The following is a 14,207-nucleotide window of genomic DNA, read 5'->3' as shown; positions in this document are numbered from 1 at the left end:
CCATGCCACGTTTTCCCCGTCCCTTTATGGTTTTTCGTTTGCGTGCGGTGGTGCTGGCGATGCCGCCGGCGGCGATCAGCCTGTTGGCCTTGACCACCACCGGCTGCACCGTCGGGCCTGATTTCACTTCACCGAACCCGCCCGCCGTGGCTTCCTACACGGCCGATGACAACGCGCAACGCGCCACTAGCGCACAACGCCTGCAACCCGGCGCGGACATTCCCGCGCAATGGTGGCGGCTGTTCCGTTCGGACGCGCTGGACCAACTGGTGCGTCAGGCGCTTGAAGCCAGCCCCACGCTGGCCCAGGCGCGCGCCACGCTGCGGCAGGCTACCGAAGAGCTGGACGCCGAAACCGGCGGCAGGCTGCTGCCGTCGGCCGATGCCAACCTGTCCGCCACGCGGCAAAAGGTGGACCCGTCGGCGTTCGGCGTGCCGGTGACGCAGCCGCCTGCGCCCTTCACGCTGTACAACGCGTCAATCGACGTGTCCTACACGCTGGACGTCTTTGGCGGCAACCGGCGCGCGCTGGAAGGCCTGGCGGCGCAGGTGAATTACCAGGCCCACGAATTGCAAGCCGCGCGCATGTCGCTGGCGGCCAACGTAGTAACCGCCGCCATCCGCCAGGCTGACCTGTCCGAGCGCCTGGCCGCCACCCGCGACCTGCTGGACGCCCAGCAGCGCCAGCAGGACATCATGCGGCAACGCGTGGCGCTGGGCGGCGTGGCCGAGGCCGATTTGCGCAACCAGGAAGTGCTGGTGGCGCAAACCCGCGCCACGCTGCCACCGCTGGAAAAGCAGCTGTCGCAGACCACGCATCAGCTGGCCGTGTACCTGGGCCAGCCGCCCGCCGCGCTGCGTACGCCGCCCCTGCGCCTGGCGGAGCTGACCTTGCCGCCCGACATTCCCACCGGCGTGCCCTCCGCGCTGACGCGCCAGCGGCCGGACATTCTTGCCGCCGAGGCGCTGTGGCACAAGGCGTCGGCGGACGTGGGCGTGGCCACCGCCAACCAGTATCCGCAGTTCACACTCACCGCCAGTTTCGGTTCCCAGCGCACGCGCGCGGGCGATCTATCGGACGGCGTGAATGTATGGAGCCTTGGGCTGGGGCTGGTGCAACCGCTTTTTCGCGGCGGCGAACTGCGCGCGCGCAAGCGTGCGGCCGAAGCGGGTTACGAAGCGGCGGCTGCCGCCTACCGCCAAACGGTGCTGGACGGCTTCCGCCAGGTGGCCGACGCGCTGCGCGCCGTGCAGACCGACGCGGACGCGTTCAACGCCTACGACGACGCCTGGCGTCGCGCGGACGACGCGCTGCGCATTGCGCAAGGCCGCTTTCAGGCGGGCGGCATCAGCCACCAAAGCCTGCTGGATAGTCAACGCCAACTGCTGCAAACCCGCATCGCGCGCAGCGAAGCCGATGCGGCACGCTACGCCGACACGGCGGCGCTGTTGCAGGCGCTGGGCGGCGGCTGGTGGAACGAGCCACAAAACCCGTAGAGCGGTTTTAACGCGGCCGCAGGGCCCTTTTATGCACCGTTCGGGTGCGGTTTCGGGCCGTTTTAACACCTGTTGTTCAACCCCATGTCAGGGGGCGGAGCGCGCCAATACGCCCTGGCGCGCGATTCAAACATTGTTTGGTCCACACCGGGGCGCGCGCCGTGTTGCCGCCCGGCAATCATGTCTGAGAATTCGGGTACGAAAGTGGCGTTGAGCGGGGTTAGGAAACCCTTGTTTTCGTAGCATCATGCATGCGCTGAAGCTGCAAAGATCACTACGATTCATGAACGACCTACTAGACCTGATCGTCTTCTCACCCGATCCCGACCAACGCGCGCGCCGCAGCGACGAACTGGCCGACATGGGTTTCTCGCCCCGCCGGTGCGAGGATTCCAACGGCCTGTTTCGCCTGTTTCAGGCGCGCCGTACGCCGTTGCTGGTGATGGAAGCCGAGCTGACCGATCTTTGCATGGCGGTTGCAGGCCTGCGCGCCATGGACACCACCGCCGGCATCATCGCGGTGTCCAGCTTCGATTCGCCCGAAAACCGCATCCTGGGCCTGCACTGCGGCGCCGACGCGTGTTTTCAGCACGACGTGGCCACCGCCGAGATCGCCGCCGCGCTGCAAGCCCTGGTGCGGCGCGTACCCGCCACCGGCCGCCGCCCCATGGCGGCCGAGGCCGAACCCCGCTTCGCTGCCACGCCCGCGGCGCCCGCCGCGCCCGAACCTCCCGGCAAGTGGCAGTTTCTGGACGCCGCCTGGACGTTGGTCAGCCCGCAAGGCACGCGCTTGTCGCTGACCTTGGCCGAACGCGAATTCCTGCTCAGGTTGACGACGTCGGCCGACAAGCGGCTGCCGCGTGGCGACGCGTCCGGCTCGGACGCCCAGGCGGGCCGTGAATCGGTGCGCCGCACCGACGTGGTGGTCAGCCGCTTGCGGCGCAAGGCGCAGGACGTGAACGTAGAGCTGCCGATTCGCACCGTGTGGGGCTGGGGCTACGCCTTCACCGGCGAAATCTGACCCCGGCGCGGGCGTATCATGCGACTGCGGGGCGGGTGCGCCAAGCCCGGGCCCGCCGTCCATCCCCACCCCCTTTGCCGCCATCGATATGGAAGTCTTTGAACGCCTGCAAGCCCTGCTGGCCCAGCACCAGGCCCGCCATCGCCTGATCCACCACCCCGCCGCCGGCCGCTCGGTCGAAGTGGCCGCCATCCGTGGCACCGAAGTCAGCCAGGGCGCCAAGGCGCTGGTCTGCCGGGTGAAGATCTCGTCAAACCTGCGCAAGAACGTCCTGGCCGTGTTTCCGGCCGACAAACAGGCCGACCTGGACGCCATCGCGCGCGCGGCGGGCGGCAAGAAAGCATCGCTGGCCTCGCAGGAACTGGCCCGCGAACTGACCGGCTGCGAAATCGGCGCCATCCCGCCCTTCTCGTTCAACCCCGACCTGCACCTGCTGGTGGACCCCAGCCTGCGCAGCCGCCACGACGAAATCGTGTTCAACGCAGGGCGCCTGGACGCTTCCATCCTGCTGAACACGGAAGACTACTTCCGGCTGGCGGCGCCCGACGTCGCGCCGCTGATCAAGCCCTGACGCCCCGCCATGAGGCCACCGTGTCCCGCCCCCTGACCCGCCACGGCGCGCGCGGCGCCAACATGCGCTGGCTGATGAGCCTGGCGCACATGGAGCCTTCGCCCGTCAGCCGCTGGGTGGCGCTGCGCGCGGCGCTGGCCATCGGCCTGCCCTGCGCCGTGGGGCTGGCACTGGGCCAAGGCGCGGCCGCCGCGCTGGTGGCGCTGGGCGCGCTGCCGGCCATCACGGGCGACAACGGCGGCCCGTATCGCAACCGCGCCTTGTCCATCGGCTGCACCGTGCTGGGCGGCGCGCTGGGTTACCTGCTGGGCAACCTGGTAGCCGGCTACGGGCTGTGGACGTCGGCCGCCATGACGGTGCTGGTGCTGATTGCCAGCCTGGTCGGCACCTTCAACAACATCGCGGCGGTGGCCACGCTGCAATTCGCGGTGTACGTCATCGTCGGCTCCAGCCTGACGTCCACCCTGCCGCCGTGGCTGCCGTCCGTGCTGGTCGGCACGGGCGGGCTGTTCGGCCTGGGGTTGACGCTGGTGGGCTGGGTCATCAACCCGATCGCCCCGGAACGCGCCGCCGTCGCGCTGGCCTACCGCAAGCTGGCCGCCTTGTTTGCCGCCATCGGCACGTCGCGCACGATGATCGCGCGGCGCGACATGGAAGCGGCCATGACCACCGCCTACGACACGGTGTTGGCGGCACGCGGGCGCGCCGCCGGCCCATCGCCGCGCCTGGCCCGGCTGGCGGCCCAATTGCAAGCCTGCACCCCGCTGACCAATGCCGCCCTGGCGCTGGCGCGTGCGGGGCGCCCGCTGCCGCCCACCTGCGCGCGCGTGATGAACCGCCTGGCCGACCGTGTCGAAAACGACCGCGAGCCCGCCCCGGATGACGACATCGCCGCCTTGCGCCAGGCCGGCATGCCCCAGCTGGCGGATGCCCTGGCCCAGGCGCTGCCCCTGATGCAAGGGGTCAAGCCGGCTGACGTGGACCCGCTGGATGGCTTGACGCCCGCGCCGCCGCGCACGCCGTGGCGCGTGCTGGCCCGCACCTATCGCCCCGGCCCGACCACCGTGCGTTACCTGGTCCGGCTGGGCCTGTGCCTGATCGCGGCGGAAGCCGTGGCGCTGGCCGCATCGCTGCCGCGTTCGTACTGGGTGCCGCTCATCGTCGTGGTGATCTTCAAGCCGAACTTTGGCTCGGTATTTGCCCGCGCGCTGCAAAGCTGTGGCGGCAGCGTGGTGGGCGTGGCCATCAGCGCCACCGTGCTGGCCGTGGACCAGAACGGCGTCGCCAGCCTGTTGACGGTGGCGGTGCTGGCGTCGTTGCTGCCGTGGTCCATCCGGCGCAACTACGGCTTGTTTTCCGCCATTCTGGTGCCGATTCTGATGCTGTTGATCGGGGCCTTGCAGCCGGGCTCGTGGGCCATCGCGCTGGCCCGGCTGATCGACGTGGGCGTGGCCGCCGGCATCGTGTTGCTGGTGGGCTACCTGCCCTGGATACGCATCGAACGCAACAACCTGGACCACGCGGTTTCCGCCGCGATGGACACACTGGCCGCCTACGTCAACACCGTGTTCCAGGCGGACGCCGCCAACCGCCATGCGTTGCGCGCGCGGGCCTACGCCAGCTTGTCGGACCTGCGCATTGCCTTGCAACGGGGCTTGTCCGAGCCCCGCCTGGTCAGCCGCCGGGCGCTGGCCTGGTGGCCGGTGGAGGTCGCATTGGAACGCGTGGCCAACGCGGTGTCCGACACCGCCTGGTCGCTGCCGCCCGGCCAGCCCGCGCCCACTGCCGCCCAGGTCGGGCTGCTTGCGCAGGCCTTGCATGCGCTAAGCGTGGCGGTGGCCAACGGCACGCCGCCGCCGGACGCCGCCATCACCGCGCCAACGCCCGCCCTGGCCGACGTGGCCGCCGAGATCGAGAACCTGCGCGCCGCGCTGACTGGCCCGGAATTTGCTGCAACGACGCCGGGCGTGCGCCCACCCCACCCAACTTCCCACCAGGTTTGAACCATGTGTCTTGCCGTATTGGCCCTGCACGCCTTGTCGGGCATTCCCGTTTTGATCGCCGCCAATCGCGACGAATTCCACGCGCGACCCACGCATCCGATAGCGCAATGGGCTGATGCGCCCACCGTCTACGCGGGCCGTGACGGCTTGGCGGGCGGCACCTGGATGGGCGTGACCACGCGCGGGCGCTTTGCACTGGTGACCAACTATCGCGAACCGGGCAAACACCTGAACCCGGCCCCGTCGCGCGGAGCGCTGGTTGAAGACTATCTGCGTGGCGACGAGCCGCCCGATGTTTACCTGGCCCGCACGCATGAATCGGACCAGGCGTATAACGGCTTCAACCTGATCGTGGGCGACACGCGCCAGGCCTGGTACCTGAGCAACCGCGACGGCCCGCCGCGCCCGCTTGACCCCGGCATCTACGCCTTGTCGAACCATTTGCTGGATACGCCCTGGCCCAAGCTCGCCCGGACCAAGACGGCGTTTACCGATGTGCTGGGCCGCTCGCCGCAACCCGATCTGCCGGCCTTGTTCGACGCGCTGGCCGACCGCCAGACCGCCACGGACGACGACATGCCCGCCACCGGCCTGCCGCCCGACCGCGAAAGGCTGTTGAGCAGCCCGTTCATCGTCAGCCCCGACTACGGAACGCGCAGTTCCAGCGTGCTGGTTCTGTTCGACGGGGGCTCGGGTCAGCTGGACGAACGCCGCTTTTCACCTGACGGCACGCTTAGCGGCGAAAGCCGCCTGGCGTTCGACTGGAAAGCTTGAGCGCGCGGGGATATGCTGGCCGGGCCGGCCAGCCGCGCGGCGGAAACAATCGGTTGATCTTGCAGACGCACCGCTGCGAACTCCTTGCCGGCGCCCAGGTCGAAACGTACTCGTCCACTTCAGGAGAATCAGATGAACAAACGCATTGAACGCTGCACCATGTCGGCCATGATGGCACTGGGCAGCATGGCGATTGCGGGCGTGTTGTCAACGGCGCAGGCCGCGCTGCCGGCGGTCCAGCAGCAGGGCTCGGTGCAGTACATCAGCGGCGGTATCGGCATTGATGAATCGGAAGCCATGAAGGCCGCCGCCAAGGATTACCCGCTGTCGCTGACTTTCGCGGCGCAGCGCGAGGGCAAGGCCGACTACGTGGCCAGCGTGGCCGTGGTCATCCGCGATGCGCAAGGCAAGGAAGTCTTGAAGACCACGGCCGAAGGCCCGTACATGCTGATCAAGCTACCCGCGGGCACCTACAAGGTCTCGGCAACGTACGAAGGCCGCGCGCAAGAGCGCGAAGTGAACGTGCAAGGCGCGGGCAGCGGGCGCGCGGTATTTGAATGGAAGTGATGGTCTGGAAGTGATGCCCCCGTCACGACCAGCCCCCCCCGCTCAGACGCCGGAAAACAGGATCGCGATGACAAAGCCCACGCTGATCGTCCACACCACCGAACGCAGCGCGCCCCAGCCTGCCAGGTACATCGCCAGGTAACCCAGACGCACGCCCAACCAGCACGCCATCAACGTGGCAACGTGGGCGGGCGGCGCCTGCGTGTACAGCGCGAACAGCACGGCCGCGTAGAAGAACGGCAGCGATTCAAACGTATTGATCTGGGCCGCATTGGCGCGCGCGCGCCATCCTTCCTGACGCGCCAGCCAGGCCCGGGGGTCGTTGTTGTCGAACTTCTGCCCGCCCGCCTTCGCCACAATTGTTGAGACGAACGGCAAAATGGCCGCCGCCAACATCAACCACGCAATCATTTTCATATCGACTCCTGTTGCGGCCACGTGAACCGGGCCGGATACGGGGCGGGCACGTCGCCGCCGCTGCGGCATGGTCGCCCGAATGCGGCTAAATGAAAAGGCCGGTGTTGGCCGGTGTTGGCCGGTGCAGCGTTGCGCGGGTTCTTAGTGCCATGTCGCGCTTGCCCCCGGGCTCGGGCCTTACACTTTGCGCTTCGCATTCCCCGCCCTAACGCATCCATGCCTTTGTATAGTCCGTGGCCCGCCCTGTTCCTTGCCGCCTTGATGCTTTGGCCGCCCGCCACGCGGCGCTGGGCGCTGCTGCCCTTGGCGGTGGCCTGGGCGTGGGCGTGGAAGGATGGGGTGATCGAGCCGGTGGCGCTGGCCGCGCCCGCGCTGTTGGCTTTGGCCGCCGTCTGCATCAGGCCGACTTTCCAGGCCAATTCCCCCGCCACGCCCCCGCCCGCCCTGCGCCTTTTCGGCCATCTACTGTTCGTGCTGCTGGCCGCCGCGCTTTTTCTGCATCTGATACCGGGCTTTCACAACCCGCAAGTCATCGCGCCCGCCCCGCTTAGCGCGGATGCCGTGGCGTTTGGCATGTACTTGAATCTGGATAAACCGCTGGTCGCGTTCTGGGTGATCTTGGTGTTGGCGCCGCCCATGGTGGGCGGCTACGTGGGCGGCTACGTGGGCGCGGACGCGGGCCGCGCTGTCGGCAGCGACGCGCGAAGCTATGCGGGCGGCAATGCGGGGGGCATTGCCGTCCACATAGTCGGCCGGACTTTGGCGGCAGCGCTGCTGGCGTGCGCGGCGGCCGTGCTGGTCTGCCTGGGCCTTGCGCTGGCGCTGGGCGTGGTGGGCTGGGCGCCCAAGTGGCCCGACACCGGTTGGATCTGGCTGATCAATAACGCGCTGCTGGTGACGGTGGCCGAGGAAGCGCTGTTTCGCGGCCATGTGCAGCAGCAACTGGCCACGTGTTGGAGGAATCGGCGTTGGGGTGGCTGGGCCGCGTTGGGTGTTGCCGCGCTGCTGTTCGGGCTGGCGCACTTTGCCGGCGGCTGGCAATGGATGTTGCTGGCCACGATGGCCGGCGTGGCTTACGGCGTCGCCTATCGCTACGGTGGCCTGGCAGCGGCGGTGCTGGCGCACCTGGGCCTGAACGCCGCGCACTTCGGGCTGTTTACCTACCCGATGCGCGCGGTGTTCTAGCCGGCCCGCGCCTGAGACGTTGACAGCCCCGGGGGATGGCCCGGGGGATGGCCCGGGGGATGGCGCGGGGGGATGGCGGGATGTAGGCGCGGGCAGCGCAACAGCGCAACCTGCACCGGGACCTACGGCAGCGCCGGGTAGTCCGTGTAGCCGGTGGCGCCCTGCGCGTAGAACGTGGACGGTACCGGCGTGTTCAGCGGCGCATTCAGTTCAAAGCGTCGCGCGAGGTCCGGGTTGGCGATGTACGGCACGCCAAAAGCCACAGCGTCGGCGCGCCCCGCTTCGATGGCCGCTTCGGCCGATTCGCGCGTGTAGCCCTCGTTGGCGATATACACGCCCCCGAACGCGGCCTTCATGCGCGGTCCCAGGCTGTCTTGGCCTTCATGCTCGCGCACGCACACGAACGCAATGCCGCGCTTGCCCAGCTCGGTGGCCACGTACAGGAAGGTCGCGGCGGGGTCCGAATCGCCCATGGTGTGCGCGTCGCCGCGCGGCGACAGGTGCACGCCCACGCGGTCGGCGCCCCAGACGGCCACGCAGGCGTCGACCACTTCCAGCAGCAGGCGGGCGCGGTTTTCCAGCGATCCGCCGTACTGGTCGGTGCGGTGGTTGGTGCTGTCCTGCAAGAACTGGTCCAGCAGATAGCCGTTGGCGGCGTGCACTTCAACGCCGTCGAAACCGGCTTCCATGGCCATTTGGGCGCCGTGACGGTAGGCGTCGACCACGCCTGCCAGTTCGGCCGTTTCCAGCGCGCGCGGGGTGACATAGGCGCGCTTGGGGCGCACGTGGCTGACGTGGCCCTCGGCGGCAATGGCGCTGGGCGCAACGGGCAGCTCGCCATTCAAGAAGATTGGGTCGGAAATGCGGCCCACGTGCCACAGCTGGGCCACCATCAGGCTGCCCTTGTCGTGGACGGCGGCGGTGACTTTGCGCCAACCCTTCACTTGCTCGGGCGACCACAGGCCCGGGGTGTCGGCATAGCCCACGCCTTGCGGCGTCACCGCGGTGGCCTCCGACAAGATCAGGCCGGCGCCCGCGCGCTGGGTGTAGTACTCGACCATCAGGTCGTTGGGGACGCGGCCTTCGCTGGCGCGCTGGCGCGTCAGGGGGGCCATGACAATACGGTTGCGCAGGGTCAACGCGCCGACGCGCAGGGGTTCAAACAGCTTGCTCATGAAGTTCCTACATATCCTGGTTCAACTGCCGCAGGAATGCGGCAATCACAACTTCATTGCGACGGAAAAAGACCCACTGCCCCACCTTGGTCGACGTAATCAGGCCCGCGCGCTGCAACACCGCCAGATGCGAGGACACGGTTGACTGCGACAAGCCGCAGCGGTCGTCGATGTGGCCCGCGCACACCCCGTGTTCGAAGGTGTGGCCCGGACGTTCCTCGAAGTACGCATGCGGCGTCTTCAGCCACGCAAGAATGTCGCGCCGCACCGGATTGGCCAACGCCTTGATGATGGCGTCGGCATCAATGCCGGGCTCTGCGCCGGTCTGGCCTGCGGACGATGCGGAAGCGGAAGCGGGTTGGGTCATATTGGTATATCGCAATTTATCGAATCTTAAATCGAAGAAGTTCGATATGAAGTCATGCCCCTTCGGGCAACAAGGTTTTGCGGCTTTGTTTTTGCTTAGTCGCCCTGCACGCGGCCCCGCAGGCGCTTGACCTCGCCGTGCAGCACTTTGCGCTGCACACGGCGGCGTTGCGATGAGCGGGTGGGCTTGGTGGCGCGGCGCGGTTTGTCGACCTGGATGGCGTTGCGCACCAGCGTCACCAGCCGTTCGATGGCTTCGGCCCGGTTCTTTTCCTGGCTGCGAAACGACTGCGACTTGATGACGATGACACCGTCTTTCGAGATGCGGTGATCGCTGACGGCGCACAGCGCGTCCTGCACCTCTTGCGGCAGATGCGAGGCCCGCACGTCAAAGCGCAGGTGGACGGCGCTGGACACCTTGTTGACGTTCTGGCCGCCCGCGCCCTGGGCGCGGATCATGCTGAACGTCAGGTCGCGTTCGTCGATATACAGGGAATCTTGGACATGAAACATAGGCCGGGAGTCTATACCAAGTAAAATATTCCGCTTTTGCCCGATTCTGATGCTGACCCTGGGTGGCTAGCAACCCCTAGCCAGCAACCTCTATGACCTACACCGCCAAAGAAATCTTCAAGACCCTGCAAGGCGAAGGCGCCCATGCAGGCCGCGCGGCGGTATTTTGCCGGTTTGCGGGGTGCAACCTGTGGACCGGCCGCGAAAGCGATCGCGCCAGCGCCGCCTGCACGTTCTGCGACACCGACTTCATCGGTACCGACGGCGAAGGCGGTGGCAAATTTGCCACGCCGGACCTGCTGGCCGACACCATCGCCGCCACGTGGGGCCCCGGCACCGAAGACCGATACGTGGTCTTCACCGGCGGCGAACCGCTGCTGCAACTGGACGCGCCGCTACTGACCGCCATCCACGCACGCGGCTTTACCGTGGCCATCGAAACCAACGGCACCGTCAAGCCGCCCGCCGGCATTGACTGGATCTGTGTCAGCCCCAAGGGCACCGCGCCCATCGTCATTGACCGGGGCCATGAATTGAAGCTGGTCTACCCGCAGCTGAACGCCCTGCCCGAGACCTTTGCGCACCTGGATTTCGAACACTTTTTCCTGCAACCCATGGACGGCCCCGCGCGCGTGGCCAACACCGAGAAGGCCGTTCAGTACTGTATGCAGCATCCGCAATGGCGGCTGAGTTTGCAGACCCACAAATACATAGGCATTCCATGATTTACCCCCACGCGCGGCGGACCGCACGATGATTTCCGTGACCCGCAGGCTGGAATTCGACGCCGGCCACCGCATCCCCGACCACCGCAGCCAGTGCCGCAATCTGCATGGCCACCGCTATGTACTTGAAATCACCCTGACGGGCGACGTGGTGCAGGCGCCGGGCGAATCCGACAACGGCATGTTGATGGATTTTTCCGAGATCAAGCACATCGCCAAGACCCACATCGTGGACGTCTGGGATCACGCCTTCCTGGTGTTCGAGGGCGATGCCGCCGTGCGCGGCTTTCTGGATACCCTGCCCGACCACAAGACCGTGGTGCTGGACCGCATCCCCACGGCCGAGAACCTGGCCAAGATCGTCTTCGACACGCTGGCCCCGCACTACCACGGCCACTATGGCGCCGACCTGCGCCTGACCCGCGTGCGCCTGTACGAAACACCCAACTGCTGGGCGGACTGCGCGGCGTAATCCGCGCCGGTCATTGTCCGGCTGAATGGCCTGGGGCCGCCTTTGCGGCCCCATTTTTCCGCCCATGGAAAAGTCCGCACTGATCTGACCGATTGGAAAAATCAATGGAGATATTCGTCATATTCAATTATTAGTAAGCTAATAGATAGGATACAATCGATTTCCATGAACACTCCTTCCGACTCCCAACTCATGGCCACCACTGCCAACCTGATGGTGCTGTCCCGTGCCTATCGTGGCGCTGCCGACAAGGCGCTGGCCGACTACGGTTTGTCGCAGGCCACCGCCTGGCCCGTCATCCTGGCCGGCCGCCTGGGAGACGGCGTGCGCCAGGGCGCGCTGGCCGAGGCGCTGGGCGTCGAGGGCCCGTCCCTGGTTCGCGTGCTGGATCAATTAGTGGCCGCCGGCCTGATGGAACGCCGCGAAGACACCCATGACCGCCGTGCCAAAACCCTGCATTTGACCGAAGCCGGCCATGCGCTGCGGGCTCAGGTCGAAAACGTGCTGGTGGAACTGCGCCGGCGTCTGTTCAACGGCGTCAGCGAATCCGACCTGCAAGCCTGTCTGCGCGTATTTGACGCGCTGAGTGTGTCGCTGGGACGCGGCGCCGGGGCCCATCAACAGGACAACGCATCGTGAAATTGCCGAACGTCCGCGAAACCATTTTTTCGCTCAAGAGCTACCTAAGCGCCATCATGGCGCTTTATCTGGCCTACAGCATTGGTTTGCCGCGTCCGTTCTGGGCGATGACCACCGCCTATGTCGTGGCGCAGCCCTGGTCGGGCGCGGTGCGTTCCAAGGCGCTGTACCGGCTGGTCGGCACGTTTGCCGGGTCGGCCGCCACCGTCTACATGGTGCCGCGCCTGTCGAATTCGCCCGTCGTCATGACGGCCGCCATGGTGATGTGGGTCGGCGCCTGCCTGTACATGTCGGTGCTGGACCGCACGCCCCGGTCGTACCTGTTCATGCTGGCCGGTTACACCGCCGCCATGATCGGGTTTCCCAGCGTGACGGACCCGTCGCTGGTGTTCGACACGGCGTTGGCCCGCGTGGAAGAGATCAGCCTGGGCATCGTGTGCGCCACGCTGGTCCACAGCATTGTGCTGCCGCGTGGCCTGGCGCCCGCGCTGACGCTGCAACTGGACAAGGCCGTGCGCGACGCCCGCAACTGGATGCACGACACGCTAAGCGGCAAGACCGCCGAACAGCGCGACCGCGATCGCCGCGTGCTGGCCAACGACATCACCCAGCTGCGCCTGCTGTCCACCCACGTGCCGTTCGACACCAGCAACCTGCGCTGGACGTCCGGCGCGGTGCGCGCGATGCAAGACCAGATTTCGGCGTTGACGCCGGCCGTCTCGGCCGTGGAGGACCGCCTGCGCGCGCTTCAGGCCAATGACCAGCCCTTGCCTGACACGGTGTCCGCGCTGCTGAACGATATTTCAGAATGGATCAACGCCGGCGCCCAGGCCTCGCACGACACCGCCGTGCAACTGCGCGCGGCCGTCTCGCATGCCACGCCCGCCATCGACAGCCACTCCACCTGGCGCGACGCCCTGCTGGCCAGCCTGATGACGCGGCTGCGCGAACTGATCGATACCTACGACGAATGCCTGGCGCTGCGCCGCGAAATCCACGCCGGCCTGAAAGGCGCGCCACGGCGCGGGTCGATGCGGGGCGGGATGCACCACGCCCGCCCTGCTCGCGACCCCAACGCCGCGCTGCACCGCGACCACGGCATGGCGCTGCTGTCGGCATTGGCCGCGGGGGTGGCCATTTCGGTGTGCTGCGCATTCTGGATCGGCACGGCCTGGAGCAACGGCGCCACGGCCGCGTTGATGGCCGCCATCTTCAGCTGCTTCTTTGCGTCGCAGGACAACCCGGTGCCCGGCATCATGCAGTTCCTGACCTACACGGTGTATTCGATTCCGCTGTCGGCGCTGTACCTGCTGGGCATCATGCCCGCCATACATTCGTTTGAAATGCTGGCGCTGTCGATGCTGCCCACCGCCTTCGTGCTGGGCATTTTCATCGCGCGCCCCGCCAGCACCGGCAAGGCCATGGCGATGCTGTTCGGCTTTTTGGGCACCATGGCGCTGCAAGACACCAACACCGCCGACATCGTGTCGTTTATCGATACGCAGGTGGCGCAGTGCATGGGCGTGGCCACGGCGGCCATCATCGCCGCCATCTTCCGCACGGTCAGCGCCGACTGGAGCGCCCGCCGCATCCAGGCCGCCAACTGGAAAGAACTGGCCACGCTGGCCAGCTCGCCGCGCGCGCCGTCGCGCCATACCTACACCGCCCGCATGCTGGATCGCATCGGCCTGTTGCAGCCGCGCCTGGCGCTGGCCGAGCGGCCCGACGACCTGGTTGCCGCCGACGCGTTGAAGGATTTGCGCGTGGGCCGCGACATCACCGAATTGCAACGCGCGCGTCGTCACCTGCCGATGGCCGAAGCCACGATCCAGCCGGTGCTGAACAGCCTGGCGCAGTTTTTCCGCGCGCGCTCGGCATGGCGCGTTGGGGAAAAGACGCCGGAGTTCCTGGCGCAAATCGACCGCGCGCTGTCCAGCGTGGCCGCCACGCCGCAAGGGGTGGCCGCGCGCGACCGCGCGGTGGTGGCGCTGGTGGGCATCCGCCGCGCGTTCTTTCCCGACGCCCCCGACTACCAACCCGCCCGTCCCACCATGGAGGGCCACGCATCATGATCGGCGAATTCAATCTGTACGGCATTTACTTCCCCTGGCTGCTGGTGCTGGGCGTGGTCACGCTGGGCGTGGCCTGGGCCTTGCGCCGCGTGCTGGCGCGCATCGGACTGTATCGCCTGGTGTGGCACCCCGCGCTTTTTGATCTGGCGCTGTTCGTGGTGCTGCTGTATGGCGTGTCGCTCATTTCCCCTTATTTTCTTCAGAGATAGGT

Annotated in this window: 16 protein-coding genes; 12 read left to right on the top strand and 4 right to left on the bottom strand. The window is 67.2% G+C overall.

The genetic code is table 11. The features are described 5' to 3' along the window. Nucleotides 1-2 precede the first annotated feature (2 nt). The 6 genes from KYT87_RS12955 to KYT87_RS12930 all read left to right on the top strand — a co-directional run bounded on the left by KYT87_RS12955 (nt 3) and on the right by KYT87_RS12930 (nt 6,432). On the top strand, nt 3-1,496 hold the full coding sequence (locus tag KYT87_RS12955; RefSeq protein WP_370638762.1) for an efflux transporter outer membrane subunit: 1,494 nt from the start codon (nt 3-5) through the stop codon (nt 1,494-1,496). 283 nt (nt 1,497-1,779) lie between these two features. Then, nucleotides 1,780-2,517 carry a response regulator transcription factor gene (locus KYT87_RS12950; protein WP_143215612.1) on the top strand — a complete coding sequence of 246 codons (738 nt, stop codon included), beginning with the start codon at nt 1,780-1,782 and terminating at the stop codon, nt 2,515-2,517. Between the two features lie 88 nt (nt 2,518-2,605). Beyond that, nucleotides 2,606-3,088: a YbaK/prolyl-tRNA synthetase associated domain-containing protein gene (locus KYT87_RS12945; RefSeq protein WP_046807890.1), complete on the top strand. Its 483-nt coding sequence runs from the start codon at nt 2,606-2,608 to the stop codon at nt 3,086-3,088. A gap of 20 nt (nt 3,089-3,108) precedes the next feature. After that, nucleotides 3,109-5,091, top strand: a complete 1,983-nt coding sequence (locus KYT87_RS12940) for an FUSC family protein (protein ID WP_255594098.1) — start codon at nt 3,109-3,111, stop codon at nt 5,089-5,091. A 3-nt stretch (nt 5,092-5,094) separates the two neighbouring features. After that, nucleotides 5,095-5,865, top strand: coding sequence for an NRDE family protein (locus KYT87_RS12935; protein ID WP_104143865.1), 771 nt, complete (start codon nt 5,095-5,097; stop codon nt 5,863-5,865). 132 nt (nt 5,866-5,997) lie between these two features. Then, the gene (locus KYT87_RS12930) at nt 5,998-6,432 is read left to right on the top strand and encodes a carboxypeptidase-like regulatory domain-containing protein (protein ID WP_104143864.1); all 435 of its coding nucleotides are present in this window, start codon (nt 5,998-6,000) and stop codon (nt 6,430-6,432) included. Between the two features lie 42 nt (nt 6,433-6,474). On the opposite strand, the gene KYT87_RS12925 is transcribed toward KYT87_RS12930, so the two are convergent. After that, a complete protein-coding gene (locus tag KYT87_RS12925; protein WP_046807893.1) occupies nt 6,475-6,849 on the bottom strand; it encodes an MAPEG family protein in 375 nt (124 codons plus the stop codon). Nucleotides 6,850-7,065: 216 nt separating this feature from the next. Here KYT87_RS12925 and KYT87_RS12920 point away from each other — a divergent pair, with 216 nt between their 5' ends. Continuing rightward, nucleotides 7,066-8,034, top strand: a complete 969-nt coding sequence (locus KYT87_RS12920) for a CPBP family intramembrane glutamic endopeptidase (protein ID WP_219992405.1) — start codon at nt 7,066-7,068, stop codon at nt 8,032-8,034. Between the two features lie 122 nt (nt 8,035-8,156). Here KYT87_RS12920 and KYT87_RS12915 read toward each other — a convergent pair whose 3' ends face one another. From KYT87_RS12915 to arfB, 3 genes are all read right to left on the bottom strand, one after another. Beyond that, complete coding sequence (locus KYT87_RS12915; RefSeq protein ID WP_120155353.1) at nt 8,157-9,209, bottom strand: alkene reductase; 1,053 nt, start codon at nt 9,207-9,209, stop codon at nt 8,157-8,159. A gap of 7 nt (nt 9,210-9,216) precedes the next feature. Next, nucleotides 9,217-9,576, bottom strand: coding sequence for a helix-turn-helix transcriptional regulator (locus KYT87_RS12910; RefSeq protein WP_046807867.1), 360 nt, complete (start codon nt 9,574-9,576; stop codon nt 9,217-9,219). 95 nt (nt 9,577-9,671) lie between these two features. After that, nucleotides 9,672-10,088: an alternative ribosome rescue aminoacyl-tRNA hydrolase ArfB gene (gene arfB, locus KYT87_RS12905; RefSeq protein WP_046807866.1), complete on the bottom strand. Its 417-nt coding sequence runs from the start codon at nt 10,086-10,088 to the stop codon at nt 9,672-9,674. A 92-nt stretch (nt 10,089-10,180) separates the two neighbouring features. Here arfB and queE point away from each other — a divergent pair, with 92 nt between their 5' ends. From queE to KYT87_RS12880, 5 genes are all read left to right on the top strand, one after another. Beyond that, nucleotides 10,181-10,813, top strand: coding sequence for a 7-carboxy-7-deazaguanine synthase (gene queE / locus KYT87_RS12900; RefSeq protein ID WP_046807865.1), 633 nt, complete (start codon nt 10,181-10,183; stop codon nt 10,811-10,813). 28 nt (nt 10,814-10,841) lie between these two features. Beyond that, nucleotides 10,842-11,285 (top strand): 6-carboxytetrahydropterin synthase QueD, encoded by a 444-nt coding sequence (queD, locus tag KYT87_RS12895; RefSeq protein ID WP_046807864.1) that lies wholly within the window; start codon nt 10,842-10,844, stop codon nt 11,283-11,285. 165 nt (nt 11,286-11,450) lie between these two features. After that, on the top strand, nt 11,451-11,924 hold the full coding sequence (locus tag KYT87_RS12890) for a MarR family winged helix-turn-helix transcriptional regulator (protein ID WP_046807863.1): 474 nt from the start codon (nt 11,451-11,453) through the stop codon (nt 11,922-11,924). Then, nucleotides 11,921-13,996 carry an FUSC family protein gene (locus KYT87_RS12885; protein ID WP_219992404.1) on the top strand — a complete coding sequence of 692 codons (2,076 nt, stop codon included), beginning with the start codon at nt 11,921-11,923 and terminating at the stop codon, nt 13,994-13,996. The genes KYT87_RS12890 and KYT87_RS12885 overlap by 4 nt, the downstream gene beginning before the upstream one ends. Beyond that, nucleotides 13,993-14,205, top strand: coding sequence for a DUF1656 domain-containing protein (locus KYT87_RS12880; protein ID WP_046807861.1), 213 nt, complete (start codon nt 13,993-13,995; stop codon nt 14,203-14,205). The genes KYT87_RS12885 and KYT87_RS12880 overlap by 4 nt, the downstream gene beginning before the upstream one ends. The last annotated feature ends 2 nt before the right edge of the window (nt 14,206-14,207 follow it).

Source organism: Achromobacter sp. ES-001, from assembly GCF_019448355.1.
Taxonomy (GTDB): Bacteria; Pseudomonadota; Gammaproteobacteria; order Burkholderiales; family Burkholderiaceae_B; genus Achromobacter; species Achromobacter spanius_B.
Note: the sequence above shows the minus strand (reverse complement) of the source record. Positions and strands in the feature narration are given on the sequence as shown.